This window comes from Streptomyces sp. H27-C3 (assembly GCF_030063415.1).
In the GTDB taxonomy this organism is placed as follows: domain Bacteria; phylum Actinomycetota; class Actinomycetes; order Streptomycetales; family Streptomycetaceae; genus Streptomyces.
Map to the genome: position 1 here is coordinate 1 of NZ_JASITA010000031.1, position 20,687 is coordinate 20,687.

Annotated in this window: 21 protein-coding genes; 7 read left to right on the top strand and 14 right to left on the bottom strand. The window is 70.9% G+C overall.

All coding sequences use genetic code 11. The annotated features are described in order from the left end of the window. Positions 1-25: 25 nt before the first annotated feature. Positions 26-790 carry an alpha/beta hydrolase gene (locus QMK30_RS26845; RefSeq protein WP_283520909.1) on the bottom strand — a complete coding sequence of 255 codons (765 nt, stop codon included), beginning with the start codon at positions 788-790 and terminating at the stop codon, positions 26-28. 102 nt (positions 791-892) lie between these two features. On the opposite strand from QMK30_RS26845, the gene QMK30_RS26850 reads away from it, so the two are divergent. Together QMK30_RS26850 and QMK30_RS26855 are read left to right on the top strand one after the other, a co-directional pair. Next, complete coding sequence (locus QMK30_RS26850; RefSeq protein ID WP_283520910.1) at positions 893-2,047, top strand: adenosine deaminase; 1,155 nt, start codon at positions 893-895, stop codon at positions 2,045-2,047. A gap of 131 nt (positions 2,048-2,178) precedes the next feature. Beyond that, positions 2,179-2,517, top strand: a complete 339-nt coding sequence (locus QMK30_RS26855; protein ID WP_283520911.1) for an ATP-binding protein — start codon at positions 2,179-2,181, stop codon at positions 2,515-2,517. 103 nt (positions 2,518-2,620) lie between these two features. On the opposite strand, the gene QMK30_RS26860 is transcribed toward QMK30_RS26855, so the two are convergent. From QMK30_RS26860 to afsQ1, 5 genes are all read right to left on the bottom strand, one after another. After that, entirely contained in the window at positions 2,621-2,821 is a 201-nt protein-coding gene (locus QMK30_RS26860) for a PspC domain-containing protein (RefSeq protein ID WP_283520912.1), read from the bottom strand. A gap of 91 nt (positions 2,822-2,912) precedes the next feature. Beyond that, positions 2,913-3,467: a VanZ family protein gene (locus QMK30_RS26865; RefSeq protein ID WP_283520913.1), complete on the bottom strand. Its 555-nt coding sequence runs from the start codon at positions 3,465-3,467 to the stop codon at positions 2,913-2,915. Between the two features lie 70 nt (positions 3,468-3,537). Beyond that, entirely contained in the window at positions 3,538-4,191 is a 654-nt protein-coding gene (locus tag QMK30_RS26870; RefSeq protein ID WP_502963234.1) for a hypothetical protein, read from the bottom strand. Further along, positions 4,176-5,720 (bottom strand): ATP-binding protein, encoded by a 1,545-nt coding sequence (locus QMK30_RS26875; protein ID WP_283520914.1) that lies wholly within the window; start codon positions 5,718-5,720, stop codon positions 4,176-4,178. The genes QMK30_RS26870 and QMK30_RS26875 overlap by 16 nt, the downstream gene beginning before the upstream one ends. Then, positions 5,717-6,394, bottom strand: coding sequence for a two-component system response regulator AfsQ1 (afsQ1, locus tag QMK30_RS26880; protein ID WP_283520915.1), 678 nt, complete (start codon positions 6,392-6,394; stop codon positions 5,717-5,719). The genes QMK30_RS26875 and afsQ1 overlap by 4 nt, the downstream gene beginning before the upstream one ends. A 216-nt stretch (positions 6,395-6,610) precedes the next feature. Between afsQ1 and QMK30_RS26885 the strand changes: the two genes are divergently transcribed. Beyond that, the gene (locus tag QMK30_RS26885) at positions 6,611-7,357 is read left to right on the top strand and encodes a SigE family RNA polymerase sigma factor (protein WP_283520916.1); all 747 of its coding nucleotides are present in this window, start codon (positions 6,611-6,613) and stop codon (positions 7,355-7,357) included. A 353-nt stretch (positions 7,358-7,710) separates the two neighbouring features. On the opposite strand, the gene QMK30_RS26890 is transcribed toward QMK30_RS26885, so the two are convergent. Further along, a complete protein-coding gene (locus QMK30_RS26890; protein ID WP_283520917.1) occupies positions 7,711-8,346 on the bottom strand; it encodes a uridine kinase family protein in 636 nt (211 codons plus the stop codon). A 128-nt stretch (positions 8,347-8,474) separates the two neighbouring features. Between QMK30_RS26890 and QMK30_RS26895 the strand changes: the two genes are divergently transcribed. Continuing rightward, positions 8,475-8,894, top strand: coding sequence for a hypothetical protein (locus tag QMK30_RS26895; RefSeq protein ID WP_283520918.1), 420 nt, complete (start codon positions 8,475-8,477; stop codon positions 8,892-8,894). 96 nt (positions 8,895-8,990) lie between these two features. On the opposite strand, the gene QMK30_RS26900 is transcribed toward QMK30_RS26895, so the two are convergent. From QMK30_RS26900 to deoC, 3 genes are read right to left on the bottom strand one after another with little or no spacing between them, the layout of a single operon-like run. Beyond that, positions 8,991-9,914 (bottom strand): aldehyde dehydrogenase family protein, encoded by a 924-nt coding sequence (locus tag QMK30_RS26900; RefSeq protein ID WP_283520919.1) that lies wholly within the window; start codon positions 9,912-9,914, stop codon positions 8,991-8,993. Next, the gene (locus QMK30_RS26905) at positions 9,907-11,343 is read right to left on the bottom strand and encodes an aldehyde dehydrogenase family protein (RefSeq protein ID WP_283520988.1); all 1,437 of its coding nucleotides are present in this window, start codon (positions 11,341-11,343) and stop codon (positions 9,907-9,909) included. Before QMK30_RS26905 ends, QMK30_RS26900 begins: the two co-directional genes overlap by 8 nt. Beyond that, positions 11,340-12,290: a deoxyribose-phosphate aldolase gene (gene deoC, locus QMK30_RS26910; RefSeq protein WP_283520920.1), complete on the bottom strand. Its 951-nt coding sequence runs from the start codon at positions 12,288-12,290 to the stop codon at positions 11,340-11,342. Before deoC ends, QMK30_RS26905 begins: the two co-directional genes overlap by 4 nt. A 215-nt stretch (positions 12,291-12,505) precedes the next feature. Between deoC and QMK30_RS26915 the strand changes: the two genes are divergently transcribed. Further along, a complete protein-coding gene (locus QMK30_RS26915) occupies positions 12,506-13,141 on the top strand; it encodes a PH domain-containing protein (RefSeq protein ID WP_283520921.1) in 636 nt (211 codons plus the stop codon). 62 nt (positions 13,142-13,203) lie between these two features. Here QMK30_RS26915 and QMK30_RS26920 read toward each other — a convergent pair whose 3' ends face one another. The 4 genes from QMK30_RS26920 to QMK30_RS26935 all read right to left on the bottom strand — a co-directional run bounded on the left by QMK30_RS26920 (position 13,204) and on the right by QMK30_RS26935 (position 17,907). Further along, positions 13,204-14,424 carry a glycosyltransferase family 39 protein gene (locus QMK30_RS26920; RefSeq protein ID WP_283520922.1) on the bottom strand — a complete coding sequence of 407 codons (1,221 nt, stop codon included), beginning with the start codon at positions 14,422-14,424 and terminating at the stop codon, positions 13,204-13,206. 168 nt (positions 14,425-14,592) lie between these two features. Beyond that, positions 14,593-16,257 (bottom strand): phospho-sugar mutase, encoded by a 1,665-nt coding sequence (locus QMK30_RS26925; protein ID WP_283520923.1) that lies wholly within the window; start codon positions 16,255-16,257, stop codon positions 14,593-14,595. A 191-nt stretch (positions 16,258-16,448) separates the two neighbouring features. After that, a complete protein-coding gene (locus QMK30_RS26930; protein WP_283520924.1) occupies positions 16,449-17,279 on the bottom strand; it encodes a purine-nucleoside phosphorylase in 831 nt (276 codons plus the stop codon). 190 nt (positions 17,280-17,469) lie between these two features. Next, positions 17,470-17,907, bottom strand: a complete 438-nt coding sequence (locus QMK30_RS26935) for a gamma-glutamylcyclotransferase family protein (protein WP_283520925.1) — start codon at positions 17,905-17,907, stop codon at positions 17,470-17,472. Positions 17,908-18,036: 129 nt separating this feature from the next. Between QMK30_RS26935 and QMK30_RS26940 the strand changes: the two genes are divergently transcribed. Then, entirely contained in the window at positions 18,037-19,485 is a 1,449-nt protein-coding gene (locus QMK30_RS26940) for an NAD(P)H-quinone dehydrogenase (protein WP_283520926.1), read from the top strand. A 145-nt stretch (positions 19,486-19,630) separates the two neighbouring features. Then, complete coding sequence (locus QMK30_RS26945; RefSeq protein ID WP_283520927.1) at positions 19,631-20,623, top strand: DeoR/GlpR family DNA-binding transcription regulator; 993 nt, start codon at positions 19,631-19,633, stop codon at positions 20,621-20,623. The last annotated feature ends 64 nt before the right edge of the window (positions 20,624-20,687 follow it).

Below are 20,687 nucleotides of genomic sequence, written 5' to 3' on the forward strand. Positions count from 1 at the left end.
GCCCCACGCCCCCGCACCTCACCCCCTACGTCCGCAACGACCGCCCGAACCCCGCCGCAAGCGGCATCCGCAGCCCCAGCGGCGGCGGCGCAGCCAACGCGTCGGCGACCGGCCTCGCGTACCCCCGAGAAAAGAGCGCCCCCAGCACGAAGTCGACCGCGAGCGCCTCGACTTCCCCCCGGTACTGCCGCAGCGCGTGCCCGTCCGAGTGCACCTCGAAGCGGCACGTATCGCGGTTCGTCTTCTTGGCCCGCTCGGCCAGCCGGTACGACAGCTCCGGATCGGTACGTTCGTCGTTCGTGCCGTGCACGATCAGCACATGCCGCCCCACCAGCTGCTTCACCGGCTCGGGTGCCGCCGCCACATCCTCCTCGGGCAGCCAGGGAGCCATCGCGAGCACGGAGTTGACCGCCGAGTGCCCAGCGGCGTGCAACGCGGCCCGGCCCCCCATGTCGATGCCGACCAGGCACACGGGCACATCGCCGTACCGCCGTACGACCTCGTCCGCCGCCCACTCCGCGTCCGCGGCGAGCTGCGCGTCGGTCCCGTTCCACCCGCGCCCGCGGTAGCGCACGATGTGCGAAGCCAGCCCCTCCGAGCGCCCCGCGTCCGCGAATCTGCGCGCGAGCGGGCGCGCGACGGCATACGAGAGAGGGGAAGGACCACGGGCGGAAACGGGCTCGCCCGCGGGCAGTAACAGGACCACACCACTGACCGTCTGCCCGTTCCCGACCGGCCCGAAGGCCCGCCCCAACCGGGCCACGGAGGCCGGAATCGCTTGCTGCGCCATGACAGAACAGTGTCAGAAGGCCAGATGTACTCCACCCGTACGCACGGTCACTGTTACGTATCGACAGGAGCGATCTACGCGCGTAGGCACTAGAGTGCCCAAATGACGAGCGAGACCCTCAACACGCCCACCGCGGACCAGATCCGCCGCGCACCGAAGGTGCTGCTCCACGACCACCTCGACGGTGGCCTACGCCCCGGCACGATCATCGACCTCGCCCGTGAAGCGGGCTATGGGGCACTCCCCGAGAGCGACGCCGACAAGCTCGGCCTGTGGTTCCGCGAGGCCGCGGACTCCGGCTCACTGGAGCGCTACCTGGAGACCTTCGCGCACACCTGCGCCGTCATGCAGACGCGTGACGCGCTCTTCCGCGTCGCAGCGGAGTGCGCCGAGGACCTCGCCGAGGACGGCGTCGTCTACGCCGAGGTGCGGTACGCCCCCGAGCAGCACCTGGAACAGGGGCTGACCCTCGAAGAGGTCGTCGAGGCCGTCAACGAGGGCTTCCGGGAGGGCGAGCGCCGTGCCAGAGCCAACGGCCACCGCATCCGCGTCGGCGCGCTGCTGACCGCGATGCGGCACGCCGCCCGCGCCCTGGAGATCGCCGAACTCGCCAACCGCTACCGTGACCTGGGCGTCAGCGGCTTCGACATCGCCGGCGCCGAGGCGGGTTTCCCGCCCACCAGGCACCTCGACGCCTTCGAGTACCTCAAGCGCGAGAACAACCACTTCACCATCCACGCGGGCGAGGCCTTCGGCCTGCCGTCGATCTGGCAGGCGCTCCAGTGGTGCGGCGCCGACCGGCTCGGCCACGGGGTGCGCATCATCGACGACATCGAGGTCGCCGATGACGGCAGCGTCAAGCTGGGCCGCCTCGCCTCGTACGTACGCGACAAGCGCATTCCGCTGGAAATGTGCCCGACGTCGAACCTTCAGACGGGCGCGGCCGATTCCTACGCCGAACACCCGATCGGGCTGCTGCGCAAGCTGCACTTCCGGCTGACCGTGAACACCGACAACCGTCTCATGAGCGGTACCGGAATGAGCCGCGAGTTCGAGCACCTGATCGACGCTTTCGGTTACACGCTCGAAGACATGCAGTGGTTCACAGTCAATGCGATGAAATCAGCATTCATTCCTTTCGATGAACGCCTCGCCATGATCAACGACGTGATCAAGCCTGGATACGCCGAGTTGAAATCCGAATGGCTGTTCCGGCAGACCGCCGCGACCAGCGGATCTTCCTCAATCGGAGGCTGAGTACGCAGGACACGGGGCGGCCGGGAATCGCAGGACCCGGCCGCTTTCGGGTATTTGCGGGGGACAACGGGACTGGCTAGCTTGCAGAGCCGCTCAAACTCCCCGCTCCCTGTAGCAAGGACGTTTTCTTCATGAAGCAGTCTGCTGCCAAGACTCTCGGTACCGCCGCTCTCGGTGCCGCCTTCGCCGCTGCCGCCGCCGGCAGCGCCGCCGCGGCCCCGGCCGTCCCGACCCTGCCGGACACGCTCGGCACGCTGAGCACCGTCACCAAGACGCTGCCCGTCGAGCAGTCGATCGCGGCGCTTCCGTCGAGTGCCCCCGAGATCCTGGCGGTCGGCCAGGAGGCGCTCTCCGGCCTCGGCGCGTCGACGATGCCCGCGGGCGAGAAGGCCGACCCGGTCGGCAGTCTCCTGGGCGGCCTGCCCACCGGCGGCGCCCTGCCCAGCGGCTCGCTGCCTCTCGCGGGCTGAGCAGACCCGGCGTAGAGCACGCACAGGGGGCGCACACCGGATTCAGGTGTGCGCCCCTTCGGCATGCATGCCCCGGAGGGCACAAGGCGTCGTACGCCGTGAACTACCAGGCGGTCGTCGAGGTCTTCTCCGCCGGGAGGAAGATCCACAGGCCCAGGTAGATCAGGAACTGCGGGCCGGGCAGCAGACACGAGACCAGGAAGATCACGCGCATCGTCGTCGCGGAGGTGCCGAAGCGCCGTGCCAGCGCAGCGCACACTCCGCCGATCATCCGGCCGTCACGGGGGCGGGCAAGGGCGGTCATGGCGGGCTCCTTAGCAGTGGTCCGGGAGTCACGTCCTGTGTGCTTCCCGTTGCTTCAATACTGCGCCCGGTCGGGGGGGCAAAGCATCGCTCTACGGGGCGATCCCGACCCTGGGAATCGTCGGGGTAGCCCCCTGAGGGGCGTCATCCCGCAGCAGGGTCCTGCCCCGAGGACGCCCCCGGCGCCGCCCGCGCCGCAGCAGCGAGCGCCCTGTGGGCACGACCGCCAGGTGCGCCAGCGCCACCCCGACCGTGTTCAACAGCAGCGAATCCACATCGACGACCTGGCCGGGCACCCCGGTCTGCAACAGCTCGATCGCCAGCGAGAACAGTGCCCCGGCCGCGACCGTACGGGCCAGCGAGCCCAGCGGTGACACGGCGATGCGCCCGCCCACCATCGGCAGCAGCACGCCCAGCGGCGCGAGCAGCAGCAGCGCCTCGCCGATCCGGCGCGCGGCGGGCAGCGGGCCCAGGGCCATGTCCGCCCTGATGCCGGCCAGCGGATGGAAGTTCGGCGCGGTCACCCACGGGACGTCCAGGGGGCGAAGCGTCAGCCACCCGACGTACAGCAGATGCGCGACGAGGAGGAGAATCCCCGCCACGCGGAGCCGAATGAGGACGGTGCTTCCGTCGGGGCCATGACGCACGACCCACAAGACGCGGTTACCGGCAGGTTCGGTTCCGCCTGCCCCCCCGGTGTGACGAGCCCGTGCCGCGTCAGTCCGCCGGGCGGATCTCCCCGAGCGTCCCCACCCCGTCCGGCCTGGCCTTCAGGGCCGGGGTGCAGCGGTAGCCGCGCACCGGATCGTCGGACGGACCACCCAGCGCCACGGACTCGTCGGGATCCGCCGCCGAGCTGTCCGCGAACGAACAGACGATCTGCGCCAGGGCGTGCGTCGGCAAGTCCTCCGGCGGGGAGGTCAGGCGCAGCGCGTCCTTGGGGTCGCCCTCGCGCGGCCCGGAAACGGCCAGTGTCTCCCGTACATCCGTGCTGAACCCGGCCTGCTTCTCCTCGGCCGACGGCTTCTTCTGGAGCTCGTTGAGGAGGATCTGCGCGACCCGCACCGGGTCGGCCATCAGCTTGTCCTCCGGGATCCGCACCGTCCGGTCCACCGACACCAACTGCGTACCGCAGACCAGATAGACCTGGAGGGGGACGCCGGGCGCCGCCGCGTCGTCGGTGTCGGCGTTCGGGGAGGACAGCTCGCACGGCACCCGGGACGGGGCGCCGCCCGCGCGGACCGGCACCGATGTGGTCCGGATCCCGCACCCGGCCAGCACGGCGCAGACCACCCCGAGACAGGCCAGGGCGAAAGCCGCAGGCCACGCGCCGACGCCGCGGCCACCGGCCGAGGTCACTTGTCCTCGCACGCTTCCCCCTCCCGCTCGACGTCTCCGTAGGACTCCTCGTCCGCCGTCCCCGACACGTCCAGCGGCAGCCGCAGCACGAAGACCGCGCCGCCGTCCGGTGCGTTGGCGGCCGTGATGTCGCCGCCGTGAATGTGCGCGTTCTCCATGGCGATGGACAGGCCGAGCCCACTGCCCTCGGAGCGCGGCCGGGAGGCACTCGCCTTGTAGAAGCGGTCGAAGACATGTGGCAGTACGTCCTCGGGGATGCCGGGGCCGTGGTCCTGCACCTCGATGGTCAGCTCGTGGTCGACGACCCGCACCGACACCCGTACCGGCGAACCGCCGTGCTTGAGCGCGTTGCCGATCAGGTTCGCCAGGATGACGTCCAGGCGGCGCGGGTCGAGCAGCGCGATGATGCCGCGCTCCGCGTCCAGATCCACCGCGTCCAGCCAGGCGCGGGCATCGATGCAGGCGGTGACCTGGTCGGCCACATCGACGTCGTCGAGCACCAGCCGGGCCGTGCCGGCGTCGAAGCGGGTCACCTCCATCAGGTTCTCCACCAGGTCGTTGAGCCGCCGGGTCTCGCTGACCACCAGATGCACGGCAGGCGCGATCATCGGGTCGAAGCTGTCCGCCTCGTCCTCCAGGATCTCCGCCACCGCCGTGATCGCGGTCAGCGGCGTCCGCAGTTCGTGCGACATGTCGGCGACGAAGCGGCGGCTCGACTCCTCTCGGGCGCTCATGTCCGCGACCTTCTTCTCCAGCGACTCGGCGGTTCTGTTGAACGTGCGGGACAGATCGGCCAGCTCGTCCGTCCCCGACACCCGCAGCCGGGTCTCCAGCTTGCCCTCGCCGAGCCGCCGCGCCGCGTCGCCCAGCCGCTGCACGGGCTTGAGCACCGTCGTGGCTGCCGCCTGCGCGAGCAGCGCCGAACCGAGCAGGGCGAGGCCGGTGGCGATGGCCAGTGACCAGGCGAGCGAGTTCAGATCCTCGCGCTCCTGCTCCAGCGAGGTGAGCATGTACCCGGTCGGCCCGCCACCGATCACTTTCGTACCGGCCACCAGGAACGGCTTGCTGTTGGGGGTGATCCGCAACCAGTAGAGGTGGTACGGAACATCATGAGGCTCCGCCACCTTCTGCTTGTGATTCACCGCCTCCTGGAGCTCGTCCGGCACCTGGTCGAGCGTGAAGGAGTCCATGTCGGAGTTGCCCACGATCGGCTTGCCCGCCGCGCGCTCGTCGACGAGCACCACGCTGTAGCCGGGGCTGCTGCTGGTCGCCATCTGCGTGGCCGTGGTCTCCAGCTCGCTCTGGGTCGGCTGCAACGGCAGTGTGGCGGCGCGGTTCTGCATCTCCTGGCGGAAGTCGTTGAGCGCCGCGTCCTGCGTGCGGGTCAGTACCGCCTCGCGGTTGAGCCAGTACGCGATGCCCGACGCGGAGACGGCAGCCGTCAGCGCCACCAGGGCGAAGACGATGATGAGGCGCAGCCGCAGGCTGGTCCAGCGCAGCCCGGCCAGCAGGCCCCGCCGGGGACCGGGGACCTTCGTCACGAAGGCGTGTCCAGCCGGTAGCCCACGCCCCGCACCGTACGGATCAGGGTCGGCGACGACGGCACGTCCTCCACCTTCGCCCGCAGCCGCTGGACACACGCGTCGACCAGCCGTGAGTCACCGAGATAGTCGTGCTCCCACACCAGGCGCAGCAGTTGCTGGCGCGAGAGCGCCTGCCCCGGCCGACGGCTCAATTCCAGCAACAACCGCAGCTCGGTCGGCGTGAGCTGCAAATCCTCGCCGTTCTTGGTGACCGTCATGGCGGAGCGGTCGATCACGACATTGCCGAAGGAGGCCGCGTCGTTGGCCTCCCGCTCGCCGCGTCGCAGCACCGCCCGGATCCGGGCGTCGAGAACCCGCCCCTGCACCGGCTTGACGACATAGTCGTCGGCGCCCGACTCCAGGCCGACCACCACGTCGATGTCGTCACTGCGCGCGGTCAGCAGGATGATCGGCAGTTGGTCCGTTCGTCGAATACGTCGGCACACCTCGAATCCATCGATGCCGGGCAACATCACGTCCAGCACGATCAGATCCGGCCGCTGCTCGCGCAACAGCTTCAGGCCGTCCTCTCCCGTCGCCGCGGTGGCCACTTGGTGGCCCTGGCGTGACAGCGAGAGTTCGAGGGCCGTGCGGATGGCGTCGTCGTCCTCGATCAGCAACAGGAAAGGCACAGAGGTCATTCTGGCCCATGGGGGAGGAGGAGTTCGACAGTTGTAGCGCTCCCATACCGCTCCCGCACCTCGCGCGTACGGCTCCCGCACCGTATCCCCGGCAGGAACTTCCCCTGTGACAGGCCTGTGACAGTCGGCGGACACCCCGATGAAACTGCCGGGGCAAGCTGATGGTCACACGGACAGCAACGGACTCCACCGACGGGGGGGCGCGAGATGAACGCACTGCAGAGCACCACTTCCAGCGCAGTTGTCACGCGTCTTCACGACGTAACCAGGAGCACCGAGAAGTCCGGCGCTGTGGGAGGGCGGGGGTGCTCGCACGGCACCGGGCGTCAGCGCACGCAGACCATGCACATGGCTGCGGTGGCGATGGACGCATCTGTGGGGGGCAACGGGGGAACGGCGTACGGGGAGACCGCGGGGGAAGGCGTTTCTGCGTCGGAGGCGGAGTTCACCGCCTACGTCCAGCAGCGCCGGGCCTCCCTGTACGCAACCGCCTTCCACCTGACCGGTGACCGGTTCGAGGCCGAGGACCTGCTGCAGAGCGCACTGTTCTCGACGTACCGCGCCTGGGACAGGATCAGCGACAAGGCCGCGGTGGGCGGCTATCTGCGCCGCACGATGACCAATCTGCACATCAGCGCCTGGCGGCGGCGCAAGCTCAACGAATACCCGACCGAGGAGCTGCCGGAGACGGTGGGCGACACGGACGCGATGCGCGGCACCGAGCTGCGCGCCGTGCTCTGGCAGGCGCTCGCCCGGCTGCCTGAACTCCAGCGCACGATGCTGGTCCTCCGCTACTACGAGGGCCGCACCGACCCGGAGATCGCGGACATTCTCGACATCAGTGTCGGCACGGTGAAGTCCAGCATTTGGCGGTCGCTCCGCCGGATGCGTGAGGACCAGGTCCTCAGCTTCGGCCGTGACGAGGAGGAGTCCTTCGGCGAGTTGGTGGCCTGAAGGACGGGGGGAGCCGCTGTTTCGGGGGAGACGGCGGCAGTACGGGGGGACGCGGGGGAAGCTAAGGGGACACGGGGGAACAGCAGGACCGGGGGCCGGGGGGGCCGTCCGGTCCTGCTTTTCTCTGTGCGGACTTGCGGAACTGCGTGCCTGCGGACCTAACGACCTCGGGGGCAATGGGGCGTGGATCAGCGAGCGGCGTCCTGCGGCTTCGCGTCCAAGGCGGAGGAGGGAGGCGACGCGGAGCGTCGTCGACCGACGACAACGCCGGAGGCGGAGTCGCGGGGCGTCGGGAGCCCGCGCACTATTGCCCCCGAGGTCGTAAGTGCCTGCGGGCGTACGCTTCTGGGTGCTTACGCCGTCGCGCCGCGCGCCTTGACGCAACGGCCCGCGGCCGCCGCGGCGAGCCGGCCCAGCGCCTCTTCCTTGCCGCAGGGGTGCGCGCCCAGTGCGGCCTGCCGCGCGACGATCCCGCGCTCCGCCCGCATCAGCCGCCAGCCGCGCCTCAGCAGGAACGGCACGGACTTGCGGCCCTCGCGCAGATCGCGCGTCAGCCGCCGCCGGAAAGTCGTCGCGGGGCGACCGCGCAGACAGATCGCGTCCGCGAGCACGCCGAGGCCCTGACAGCGGGCGACGATGTCCGCGGCGAAAATCCCCTCGGCCACGAACAGCGGCGTGCGCGCGATGTCGAGCGTCTCCCTGTCCACGCGCGAGCTGGTCGCGATGGAGTACACGGGAACGGTCGTACGTCCCGTCCGGCACAGCTCCCCTATCGCGGCGACGGCGGCGTCCGCGTCCCAGGACAACGGGGAGTCCCAGTCGATGTCCGTACTGCCCGCGACCTGCGGAAGCGACGGATCGTCGCCCTCCTTGTAGAAGTCGTCGAGGCGCAGCACGGGCAGGCCCGTACGGGCGGCGAGCGACGACTTCCCGGAACCGGAAGGACCTGTCAGCAGGACGACGCGCGTGGGTATGGGGGATGAGCTCACGGAAAACCATTGTGCTGCATTGGACCGGGCAGGGGACCCGTCCGTGTTGGCGGTGGTGTCGGGAGTCCCGTTTCAACTACTCTGCGTATCTTCACGATTACCCAGCCAGGCGGGAACCCCTGATCCTCATGTCACGACACGCAGCTTCCAAGTCCCCCCGGCGCGCCCTGCTGCGCGCAGGTCTGACCCTCACGGCCGCGGGGGCGGCCCTCGCGTCGGGCGGTGCGGCGCAGGCGGCGCCGGCGCCCGACCTCGTGCAGGCGACCGGCGTCACCCACGTACTCGACGCGCTCGACGGCGCCTCCCCGGTCAGGATCGCGACGAGTGTGCTCGAGGACGCGACCGCGGGCGGGCTGGCCCCGGTCAAGGACCTGCGGCTCAACCCGCTGTCGGGCACCGGCGCGGATCCGCTGGACAACGTGGTGGGCACCCAGATCGCCGACTTCCAGCCGCTCAGCACGGGCCTGGTGACGAGCCCGTTGAGCGAAGGCGCCGACGTGCGGAGCCTGCCGCTCGTCGGCGAGGCCGTATCCGTACTGCCTGGCTGAGCCGCACACGCGAGGCCCCGAGTCGGGTCGTACGCGAGAAGGCCCCCGCGTCGCCGCCGGGCGGTGCGGGAGCCTTCCTCTCGCGGTCGTGGCGGCTCAGTACGCCGAGCCGGACGCGCCCAGCGAACCCGTCGGATGCCAGACCGTTTTCGTCTCCAGGAACGCGGTCATGCGGTGCGTGCCCGGGTCGGCCGACCAGTCGACGGCGTCCACAGCCTGTGGACGCAGGACACGCTTCAGGTTGTCCGCCGCCGCGATCTCCAGCTCCGTCGCGAGCGCGGCGTCGGCGCCCGTGAGGTCGATCGCGTTGACGTCCTGGTGCGCCGCCAGCGACGGGGTGATCTCCGCCGTGCGGCCGGTGAGGATGTTGACCACACCGCCCGGGACGTCCGAGGTCGCGAGCACCTCGCCCAGTGACAGGGCGGGCAGCGGGGACTTCTCCGAGGCGACGACGACCACTGTGTTGCCGGTCGCGACGACCGGGGCGACGACGGACACCAGGCCGAGCAGGGACGAGTCCTGGGGGGCGATCACTGTCACCACGCCCGTCGGCTCCGGCGTCGAGAGGTTGAAGAACGGCCCCGCGACCGGGTTCGCGCCGCCGACGATCTGGGCGATCTTGTCGGTCCAGCCCGCGTACCAGACCCAGCGGTCGATCGCCGCGTCCACGACGGCCGCGGCCTTCGACTTCGACAGGCCCTCGGCCTCGGCGACCTCGCGCACGAACTGGTCCTTGCGGCCCTCCAGCATCTCGGCGACGCGGTAGAGGACCTGGCCGCGGTTGTACGCCGTGGCGCCCGCCCAGCCGCCGAACGCCTTGCGTGCGGCGACGACCGCGTCACGCGCGTCCTTGCGGGACGAGAGAGGCGCGTTGGCGAGCCACTTGCCCTTGCTGTCCTGCACCTCGTACACCCGGCCGCTCTCGCTGCGGGGGAACTTGCCCCCGACGTACAGCTTGTAGGTCTTGAAGACGCTCAGTCGCCGCGCGGCGGAGCCGCTGTTTGATTCGCGCTCAGACATTGAGGTACGCCTCCAGGCCGTGACGGCCGCCTTCACGGCCGTAGCCCGACTCCTTGTAGCCGCCGAAGGGCGAGGTCGGGTCGAACTTGTTGAACGTATTGGCCCACACCACGCCCGCACGGAGCTTGCCGGCCACCGCGAGGATGCGGGAGCCCTTCTCCGTCCAGATGCCGGCGGACAGGCCGTACTGGCTGTTGTTGGCCTTGGCGACGGCCTCGTCGGGCGTGCGGAAGGACAGCACCGAGAGGACCGGGCCGAAGATCTCGTCGCGCGCGACGGTGTGCGCCTGGGTGACGTTGGTGAAGAGCGTCGGGGCGAACCAGTAGCCGGAGGAGGGCAGTTCGCACGGCGCGGTCCAGCGCTCGGCGCCCTCCGCCTCGCCCGTCTCGGTGAGCGCGGTGATACGGGCCAGCTGCTCGGCGGAGTTGATCGCGCCGATGTCGGTGTTCTTGTCCAGCGGGTCGCCCAGGCGCAGCGTGGAGAGCCTGCGCTTGAGGCTGTCCAGCAGCTCGTCCTGGATCGACTCCTGGACCAGCAGCCGCGAGCCCGCGCAGCAGACCTGGCCCTGGTTGAAGAAGATGCCGGTGACGATGCCCTCGACGGCCTGGTCGATGGGGGCGTCGTCGAAGACGATGTTCGCGCCCTTGCCGCCCAGTTCGAGGGTGACCTTCTTCGACGTACCGGCCACGGAACGGGCAATGGCCTTGCCGACGTTGGTGGAGCCGGTGAAGGCGACCTTGTTGACGTCGGGGTGCTCGACGAGCGCCGCGCCCGCGTCGCCGTATCCCGGCAGGATGTTGACGACGCCGCGCGGGAGGCCCGCCTGGCGGCAGATGTCGGCGAAGAAGAGCGCGGACAGCGGGGTCGTCTCGGCGGGTTTGAGCACCACCGTGTTGCCGGTGGCGAGCGCCGGGGCGATCTTCCATGCGAGCATCAGCAGGGGGAAGTTCCAGGGGATGATCTGCCCGGCGACGCCCAGCGGCGCGGGGTTGGCGCCGTATCCCGCGTGGTCGAGCTTGTCGGCCCAGCCCGCGTAGTAGAAGAAGTGCGCGGCGACCAGCGGGAGGTCCGCGTCGCGGGTCTCCCGGATCGGCTTGCCGTTGTCGAGGGTCTCCAGGACGGCCAGCTCGCGTGAGCGCTCCTGGATGATCCGCGCGATACGGAACAGGTACTTGGCGCGCTCGGCGCCGGGCAGCGCCGACCACTTCTCGAAGGCCTTGCGGGCGGCCCGCACGGCCCGGTCCACGTCCTCGGTGCCCGCACGGGCGACCTCGGAGAGGACTTCCTCGGTGGACGGGCTGACGGTCTTGAAGACCTGGCCGTCGGCCGCTTCGGTGAACTCGCCGTCGATGAACAGGCCGTAGCTCGGCGCGATGTCGACGACGGAACGGGACTCGGGTGCGGGAGCGTACTCAAAAGCCATGGTCAGTCCACCGTCACGTAATCGGGGCCGGAGTAGCGGCCGGTGCTGAGCTTCTGGCGCTGCATCAGCAGGTCGTTCAGCAGCGAGGATGCGCCGAAGCGGAACCACTCGTTGCTGAGCCAGTCCTCGCCGGCCGTCTCGTTGACCAGCACCAGGAACTTGACCGCGTCCTTGGTGGTGCGAATGCCGCCGGCCGGCTTCACGCCGACCTGGACCCCGGTCTGGATGCGGAAGTCGCGGACGGCCTCCAGCATCAGCATGGTGTTGGGGGGCGTCGCGTTGACCGCGACCTTGCCGGTCGACGTCTTGATGAAGTCCGCGCCGGCCAGCATGCCGAGCCAGGAGGCGCGGCGGATGTTGTCGTACGTCGCGAGCTCGCCGGTCTCGAAGATGACCTTGAGGCGGGCGCGGTCGCCGCACTCGGCCTTCACGGCCACGATCTCCTCGTAGACCTTGAGGTAGTGCCCGGCCAGGAACGCGCCCCGGTCGATCACCATGTCGATCTCGTCGGCCCCGGCGGCAATGGCATCGCGCACGTCCGCGAGCTTCACCGGCAGCGCGGCGCGGCCCGCCGGGAACGCGGTGGCGACGGAGGCGACCTTGATGCCGGTCCCGGCCAGCGCCTCCTTGGCGGTCGCCGCCATGTCCGGATAGACGCAGATCGCGGCGACCCGGGGGGCCGTGCGGTCGGTCGGGTCGGGATGGGCGCCCTTGGCGCAGAGCGCCCGGACCTTGCCCGGGGTGTCCGCGCCTTCGAGCGTGGTCAGGTCGATCATCGAAATGGCCAGGTCGATGGCGTACGCCTTCGCCGTGGTCTTGATCGAACGGGTGCCGAGGGACGCGGCGCGCGCTTCGAGGCCGACGGTGTCTACGCCGGGCAACCCGTGCAGGAAGCGGCGCAGCGCACCGTCGGACGCGGTGGCGTCGACGAATGCGGGTGCAGTGGTGGGCATGGTCACCAGGGGAGCATATCTACGCGCGTAGCGACCTGTACAGCCCCGGATCGGGGTTGGCCGCCGAACCACGGGTGCGACCGGCGGCCAACCCGTGCCGCGGCCGGTGGTGGACGGCCCGCGGAGGGCGCCGGGGGCAGGGCGCCGCGGGTACGTTGCCGTACCGCAATGTGCCCGCGCCTCGCCGTCGTCGCCGGTCAGGCAGAATCGGCGTCATGACAAGCAGCCCCAAACCGAGTGCCGAGCCGACCTACGCCGACCGGACCTATCGGTCGCTCTCCGCCATGGTGGGAGGCGTCCTGCTGCTCGCGCTGGGCATCTGGATCGGCGGTGACGCGCTGGTGCGCGGCCACGGACGTACGCCGTGGGTGGCGCTGGCCGGGCTGCTGTTCGCCGTGCCGCTCGTCGTCGCGTACACGCTGCGGCCCGCTGTCTTCGCCAACGACAACCGGATGAAGGTCCGCAATCCGTTCCGTACGATCACGCTGCCCTGGGCGTCGGTCGAACGTGTGCAGGCCGGTTACTCCAGCGAGGTACTCGCGGACGGCAAGAAGTACCAGATGTGGGCGGTGCCCGTCTCGCTGCGCCAGCGCAAGCGGGTCGCACGCCGGCAGAGCAAGGCCGCGTACGACGACCCGTACAACAGGACCCCCGTGTCCGCCGACGTCACCGACACGCACGCCCGCAAGGCCATCGCCGACCAGACCATCGGCGATCTGCGCGACCAGGCGGAGCGGTTCGCCGGGGAGCCGTCGGCGCAGGGCACCCCCGTGGCGCGCTGGGCGTACGAGGTCATCGCGCCGAGCGCGGTCGGCGCGGTGGTGCTGATCGTGCTGCTCGTCTTCGGCTGAGACCGCTGGGACCGCTGGGACCGCTGGGACCACTGAGGGCGTTGAGCCCGGGGCGGGCCTGCCTACGGCGGGCCCGTCCACAGCAGGTGCGTGTACGCCCCGAACCACACCGACGACAGCGCCATGCCGCCCATCACCAGCACCGCGACCAGCGGTCTCGCCCGCACCACGGCGAGCGCGATCGGCAGCAGCAGCGGGAAGCCCGGCACCAGGAAGCGGGCGCGCGGGAAGTAGACGCCGCCGCTGCCGATGACCACCAGCAGCAGGACGCCGGTGAAGACCAGCAGCGGGAGTGGCAGGCGGTCGGCCAGGCACACCAGGTACAGGGCGACCGAGGCGATCAGTACGACCGTCACCACCACCAGGAACAGATGCGGCCTGGACTGGTAGAGCAGGAAGCGCCGCATCTCGCGCAGGGTGTCGGCGCCGCCGTCCCACTCGTTGAGCCACAGCTTCTGCACGGCGAAGTAGCCGTCCCAGCGGCCGAGGCGCAGGCCCACCCAGGCGACGTAACCGAACCAGCCCAGCGGTGCGAGCAGCCCGGCCGCGAGGACCGCCCGGTCGACGCCGCGCTCGCGCCGCCACGACTGCCACAGGAGCACCGCCGCGGTCACCGAGACGGCCGCCGCGACCGCGATACCGGTCGGGCGGGTCAGTCCGGCCAGCGCGGCGAGCGAACCGGCCCACAGCCAGCGGCCGGTGAGCACGGCGTACAGCGCCCACGCCGTCAGCGCGGTGAACAGGGCTTCCGTGTAGCCCATCCACTGGACGATCGCGACCGGCATCGAGCCCCAGAGCACCGTCAGCGCGGTGCCCGCACGACGACCGTACAGGTGGTCGCCGATCGCGAAGATGCCCCAGGCCGCGACCAGTGAGCAGGCCGCCGCGATCAGCAGCCCGACCGAGGCGCGCGAGCCGGGTGTGAAACCTGCGACGGCCTTGACGAGCGCCGGGTAGAGCGGGAAGAAGGCGAGGTTGTTGCTGTTGCGGCGGGTGCCGAGGGCCGAGTCGTACCCCTGGTCGGCGATCTCCAGGTACCAGCCGGAGTCCCAGGAGGTGGCGAGCGCGGGCCACAGGCCGTGGCCCCTGAGGTGGGACCAGTGGCCGAGCACCACGACGCCCAGCATGCGCAGCGCGAAGTAACCGAGCAGCGCGGGAGCGGCCCGCCGCAGCGGGCGCACCACCCGCTCCCGCGCCCTCTCGCGCCTGACCTGGAAGGTGGGGGCGGACCGGCGGCGGGCCCGGTGGTGGCGATCGGTCACCGGGGGTGCGGTCGGGGGCACTGCGGCAGCTCCTGGGACTCGGCGGGGGTACCGGGTCACCCTTCTCCCGCGATCGGGAAAAGGCACGGTCGCTGCGACAACTGCCGTACCGAAATCACTCGTTCGGGCGGTCGGTCCCCGGCTCGGGAACCGACCGCCCGTCAGGGTTCGGAGAGAGGTGCGTGCCGCTCAGATACCGGCGGCGGCCGACAGATCGCGCTTGATCGCGGCGAGGATCCCGTCCGCCCGGGTACGGGCCGACGCGAGCCCGTCCTGACCTGCGACCGGCACGACCGCCTCCAGATAGCACTTGAGCTTGGGCTCGGTGCCGCTGGGGCGCACGATGACCCGGGCCTTCACCTCGCCGTCCAGGTGGTAGCGCAGCCCGTCGGTGGGCGGCAGCAGCTCGGTGCCCTCGTTGAGGTCCTCGGCGCTGACGACCGTGAGGCCCGCGAGCGCGGCGGGCGGCTGCTCACGCAGGCGGCGCATCGCGTTGGCGATGACCGTCAGGTCATCGACGCGCACCGACAGCTGGTCGGTGGCGTGCAGCCCGTGCTCGACGGCGAGGTCGTCGAGCAGGTCCAGGAGCGTGCGGCCCTGCTCCTTGAGTTCCGAGGCCAGCTCGGCGACGGCCAGCGCGGCGGTGATGCCGTCCTTGTCGCGTACGCCCTCGGGGTCGACGCAGTAGCCGAGCGCCTCCTCGTAGCCGTAGCGCAGGCCGTCGACGCGGGCGATCCACTTGAAGCCGGTGAGCGTCTCGGCGTGATCGACACCCGCGGCCTGCGCGATGCGGCCCAGCAGCGACGACGACACGATCGACTCGGCGAAGGTGCCCACGGCGCCGTGCGCCACGAGGTGCGAGGCCAGCAGCGCGCCGACCTCGTCGCCGCGCAGCATCCGCCAGCCGCTGTCCGCCGCCGGGTCAGGGACGGCGACGGCGCAGCGGTCCGCGTCCGGGTCGTTGGCGATGATCAGGTCGGGGGCGGGCTCGGCCCGCCGGGCGGTCGCGAAGGCCAGGTCCATGGCCCCCGGCTCCTCCGGATTGGGGAAGGCGACCGTGGGGAAGTCCGGGTCGGGCTCGGCCTGCTCGGCGACGAGCACGGGCGCGGGGAAACCGGCCCGCGCGAAGGCGGCAGTCAGGACGTTTTTGCCGACGCCGTGCATGGCCGTGTAGACGGCGCGCGCGGTGCGGGGGGTGCCGGGGGTGAGGACGGCGTCCGTACGCGCGAGATAGGCCTCCAGGACCTCCTCGTCCAGCACGAGCCAGCCGTCGTCCGGGCGAGGTACGTCATGCAGCGACGCCACGGCCGCGATCTCGGCGGCGATCTCCGCGTCGGCGGGCGGCACGATCTGCGAGCCGTCGCCGAGGTAGACCTTGTAGCCGTTGTCGCGGGGAGGGTTGTGGCTCGCGGTGACCTCGACGCCCGCGACGGCGCCCAGGTGTCTTATGGCGAAGGCCAGGACGGGGGTGGGCAGCGGGCGGGGCAGGACGGCGGCGCGCAGGCCGGCGCCGATCATGACCGCGGCGGTGTCGCGGGCGAAGTCGGCGCTCTTGTGGCGGGCGTCGTAGCCGATGACGACCAGGCCCTCGGTCTGTCCCTGCGCCTTGAGGTACGCGGCGAGGCCGGCGGCGGCTCGGATGACGACGGCGCGGTTCATGCGCATCGGGCCCGCGCCGAGCTCCCCGCGCAGGCCGGCCGTGCCGAACTGGAGGGTGCCGGCGAAGCGGGCGGCGAGCTCGTCGGTGTCTCCGGCCTCCGCGGTGTCGATGAGCTTGGCGAGCTCTTCGCGGGTATCGCTGTCCGGGTCCTCGGCCAGCCAGGCCTGCGCCTGTGCGATCAGGTCCTGCTGCACGATGGTCCACCTCTCGTCTGTGGTGCGTTGCGGTTGCCTGCGGCGCCGTTCCCCTGCCCGCCCCCTTCCCGAACCGGGGGCAGGCCCCCGGACGCCCTTCGGGCGTGTCCTCAGGTGCCGGACGGGCTGAATATTTCAGCCCGTCCGGCACCTGAGGACCGGGGTCGGGGCGGAGCCCCAGTGCGGCGGGGTCAGATGCGGTGCAGGACCTTCGACAGGAGTTCGCCCATGCGGGTCGCCGAGTCGCGACCCGCCTGGAGGACCTCTTCGTGGTTGAGGGGCTCGCCCGTCAGGCCCGCGGCCAGGTTTGTGACCAGGGAGATGCCGAGCACCTCGGCGCCCGCCTCACGGGCCGCGATGGCCTCCAGGACCGTGGACATGCCGACCAGGTCGCCGCCCAGTACGCGAACCATGTTGATCTCGGCGGGCGTCTCGTAGTGCGGGCCGGGGAACTGGACGTACACGCCCTCTTCCAGCGACGCGTCGACCTCCTTGCACAGCGCGCGCAGCCGCGGCGAGTACAGGTCCGTCAGGTCGACGAAGTTCGCACCGATGATCGGCGAGGTCGCCGTCAGGTTGATGTGGTCGCTGATCAGGACCGGCTGCCCGGGGCGCATGCCCGGACGCAGGCCGCCGCAGCCGTTCGTCAGGACGATGGTCTTGCAGCCGGCGGCCACCGCGCTGCGCACGCCGTGGGCGACCGAGGCGACGCCGCGGCCTTCGTAGTAGTGCGTACGGCCGAGGAAGACCAGGGCGCGCTTGTCCCCGATCTTGTAGGAGCGGACCGTGCCCGAGTGGCCGGCGACCGCGGGCTCCGGGAAGCCGGGCAGCTCGGTCACGGCGAACTCGTGCGCGGGCGCGCCCAGCGCCTCCGCGGCGGGCAGCCAGCCGGAGCCCATCACGAGAGCGACGTCATGGGTCTCGGCACCGGTCAGCTCGCGCAGCCGCGCCGCGGCGGCGTCGGCGATGGCGTGGGGGTCGGCGGGTCCGTCGGCGAGGGCCGGAATAACAGATGCGTTCACGCGGACGAGGGTATCCGTTTCTTGCCTACGCGCGTAGATGTCACTGCCGACGGTGTTGCGATCGTTGCTTTGGCGGTTCCGACGAACGCCGTCGGGCGTGGCCGTCGCGCACGGTTCCGACGAACGCCGCAGGGGGCGCCGTCGCGCACGGTTCCGACGGCCCGGCAGCGGGTGGCCGCGGCGCGCGCGCTCAGCAGGGGCGCTTGCGCAGTTCCATCACGTAGTCGTGCGGGGCGCCCGCCGATTCGGCCGCGTCCGCGAGCTCTCCCAGGTAGCGCGCCGACGGCAGCCCGCCCTCGTACCCGTTGAGTACGTAGAGCCAGGTCGCGTCCTCGCCCTCCAGCGTGTGCACCCGCACCCGCATCCGGCGGTAGATGTCCAGGCCCACGCCTTCCCAGCGGTCCATGGAGTCCTCGTCCATGGGGGCGATGTCGTAGAGCGCGACGAAGACCTGGGAGCGCGGGGCCTCCACGATCGTGGCGAGCGCACCCTCCCAGCCCATCGACTCCCCGCCGAAGGTCAGCCGCCAGCCGTTGAGCCAGCCGGTGCTGCGCAGCGGAGAGTGCGGGGCGCGGCGGGTCATGAGCCGCGCGTCGAGGTTGCCGGCGTACGCGGCGTAGAGCGACATGTGATCGAGGGTACGGGAGGGTCCCGCGCGGCGGCCCCCGTACCGGGTCGGAGGTTCCGGAGAACCCCCGGGGATCGCCCACCGCCGTTTGGAGGCCCCGGGGCGAAGCACCTCGGTGCGTGCGGGACAATGGAGTACGTGACTCGGATCGTGATCATTGGCGGCGGACCCGGCGGATACGAGGCGGCCCTCGTGGGCGCCCAACTCGGCGCGGAGGTGACCGTCGTCGACTGCGACGGTCTGGGCGGGGCGTCGGTGCTCACCGACTGCGTCCCGTCCAAGACTCTGATCGCCACGGCCGAGGTGATGACGACCTTCGACTCTTCGTACGAGGAGTTGGGCATCATCGTCGCGGACGACACCCCACATATCGACCAGGCGGCCCGCGTCGTCGGCGTGGACCTGGGCAAGGTCAACCGCCGGGTGAAGCGTCTCGCGCTCGCGCAGTCCCACGACATCACCGCGTCCGTCACCCGGGCCGGTGCCCGCGTGCTGCGTGGCCGGGCCCGCCTCGAAGGCCGGCAGGGCGCGGACGGCTCACGCACCGTGGTCGTGACCGACGGGGACGGCGGCGAGGAGCGCCTCACCGCCGACGCCGTACTCCTCGCGACCGGCGCGCACCCCCGTGAGATCCCCGACGCCCTCCCCGACGGCGAGCGGATCCTGAACTGGACGCAGGTGTACGACCTCGACGAGCTCCCCGAGGAGCTCATCGTGGTGGGCTCCGGCGTGACCGGCGCCGAGTTCGCCGGCGCGTACCAGGCGCTCGGCTCACGCGTCACCCTGGTCTCGTCCCGTGACCGGGTGCTGCCCGGCGAGGACCCCGACGCCGCCGCCGTGCTTGAGGACGTCTTCCGGCGTCGCGGCATGAACGTGATGGCCCGCTCGCGCGCCGAGTCCGCCAAGCGCGTCGGCGACCGCGTCGAGGTGACGCTCTCCGACGGGCGCGTCATCTCCGGCACGCACTGCCTGATGGCCGTCGGCGCCATCCCGAACTCCGCGGGCATGGGCCTGGAGGAGGCCGGGGTCCGGGTCAAGGACTCGGGTCACATCTGGACCGACCGGGTCTCGCGCACCAGCGCGCCCGGTGTGTACGCGGCGGGTGACGTGACCGGAGTGTTCGCGCTCGCGTCGGTCGCGGCCATGCAGGGCCGCATCGCGATGTACCACTTCCTCGGCGACGCGGTCACCCCGCTGAACCTCAAGACCGTCTCGTCGAACGTCTTCACCGACCCCGAGATCGCCACAGTCGGTTACAGCCAGGCCGACGTCGACTCGGGCAAGATCGACGCCCGCGCCGTGAAGCTGCCGCTGCTGCGCAACCCGCGCGCCAAGATGCTCGGCATCCGGGACGGCTTCGTCAAGATCTTCTGTCGGCCGGGTACGGGCATCGTGGTCGGCGGCTGCGTCGTGTCGCCGCGCGCGAGCGAGCTGATCCACCCGATTTCGATCGCCGTCGACAACAACCTGACCGTGGAACAGATCGCGAACGCCTTCACGGTGTACCCGTCCCTTTCGGGTTCGATCGCGGAGGTGGCGCGTCAGCTGCACTCGCGCAAGACGGCGGGCGAGGCGTAGGCCAGGCGTGCGCGGCAGGTCGTCCTCCGGCATACGCGCCGGGCGTACGCCGCGTATATCACTTGTCGCTTCAGTTAGCGAACAACTTCTGTTATTCGGCGCAAACTGCTGAAAACTATCGGCCGGTCAGGTTACTGTCAGTTTCGTGTTCGCTGCAGAACGTCGCCAATTGATCCTCGAAATGGTGCGCGCCAACGGGGCTGTTTCGCTCCGTGAGCTCGCCCGTGTCGTCCAGACCTCCGAAGTGACCGTACGGCGGGACGTGCGAGCGCTGGAGGCAGAAGGACTCCTCGACCGCCGACATGGCGGTGCGGTATTGCCGGGCGGTTTTACGCGAGAGTCCGGCTTTCCGCAGAAATCTCATCTCGCGACCGCGGAGAAGACGGCCATCGCCGAGCTTGCCGCGGGACTCGTCGAAGAGGGCGAAGCCATCGTCGTCGGCGCCGGTACGACCACGCAGGAGCTGGCCAGACGGCTGGCCCGGGTTCCCGGGCTCACTGTCGTCACCAACTCCCTTTTGGTGGCACAGGCGTTGGCGCATGCCAACCGCGTCGAAGTCGTCATGACCGGCGGCACCCTGCGTGGCTCGAATTATGCGCTCGTCGGCAGTGGGGCCGAGCAGTCCCTCCAGGGGCTGCGCGTCACCCGGGCCTTCCTGTCCGGCAGCGGCCTGACCGCGGAGCGCGGACTCTCGACCTCCAACATGCTGTCGGCGAGCGTCGACAGAGCACTCGTGCAGGCCGCCGCCGAAGTGGTGGTCCTCGCGGACCACACCAAGCTCGGCACCGACACCATGTTCCAGACCGTGCCGACGGACGTGATCACGCGACTCGTCACCGATGAGCCGCCGCCCCACGACGACCGTGCGGCCACCGAGCTGCAGGCCCTGGCCGACCAGGGTGTGCAGATCGCCGTAGCGGGACCGGGAGCCGTGGGCTCCGGGGGTGATGGCGTCCCGACGGGGCGACAGCAGCCCCGTCGGGACATGCCGCTGCCGGGACAGCGGCGTACGCACCCGGCCGGTCCCATCCAGGGCGCCGGTGCGCAGCTGCGCTCCGCCGCCACGTCCCTCGCCGAGCAGCAGCCGGGCTCCGGCGAGCGGGAGCGGGCGCGCGTCGCCGACCTGCGCCGCCGCTGAGCGAAGCCGACCGGTGCCCGACCGAAGCCGGCCGGCGCACCACAGTCGACGTCCTACCGGCTGT

Coding starts and splice junctions, on each gene's coding strand:
- QMK30_RS26845 (WP_283520909.1), bottom strand. CDS start 790: ATGGCGCAGCAAGCGATTCCGGCCTCCGTGGCCCGGTTGGGGCGGGCC.
- QMK30_RS26850 (WP_283520910.1), top strand. CDS start 893: ATGACGAGCGAGACCCTCAACACGCCCACCGCGGACCAGATCCGCCGC.
- QMK30_RS26855 (WP_283520911.1), top strand. CDS start 2,179: ATGAAGCAGTCTGCTGCCAAGACTCTCGGTACCGCCGCTCTCGGTGCC.
- QMK30_RS26860 (WP_283520912.1), bottom strand. CDS start 2,821: ATGACCGCCCTTGCCCGCCCCCGTGACGGCCGGATGATCGGCGGAGTG.
- QMK30_RS26885 (WP_283520916.1), top strand. CDS start 6,611: ATGAACGCACTGCAGAGCACCACTTCCAGCGCAGTTGTCACGCGTCTT.
- QMK30_RS26895 (WP_283520918.1), top strand. CDS start 8,475: ATGTCACGACACGCAGCTTCCAAGTCCCCCCGGCGCGCCCTGCTGCGC.
- QMK30_RS26900 (WP_283520919.1), bottom strand. CDS start 9,914: ATGTCTGAGCGCGAATCAAACAGCGGCTCCGCCGCGCGGCGACTGAGC.
- deoC (WP_283520920.1), bottom strand. CDS start 12,290: ATGCCCACCACTGCACCCGCATTCGTCGACGCCACCGCGTCCGACGGT.
- QMK30_RS26915 (WP_283520921.1), top strand. CDS start 12,506: ATGACAAGCAGCCCCAAACCGAGTGCCGAGCCGACCTACGCCGACCGG.
- QMK30_RS26935 (WP_283520925.1), bottom strand. CDS start 17,907: ATGTCGCTCTACGCCGCGTACGCCGGCAACCTCGACGCGCGGCTCATG.
- QMK30_RS26940 (WP_283520926.1), top strand. CDS start 18,037: ATGGAGTACGTGACTCGGATCGTGATCATTGGCGGCGGACCCGGCGGA.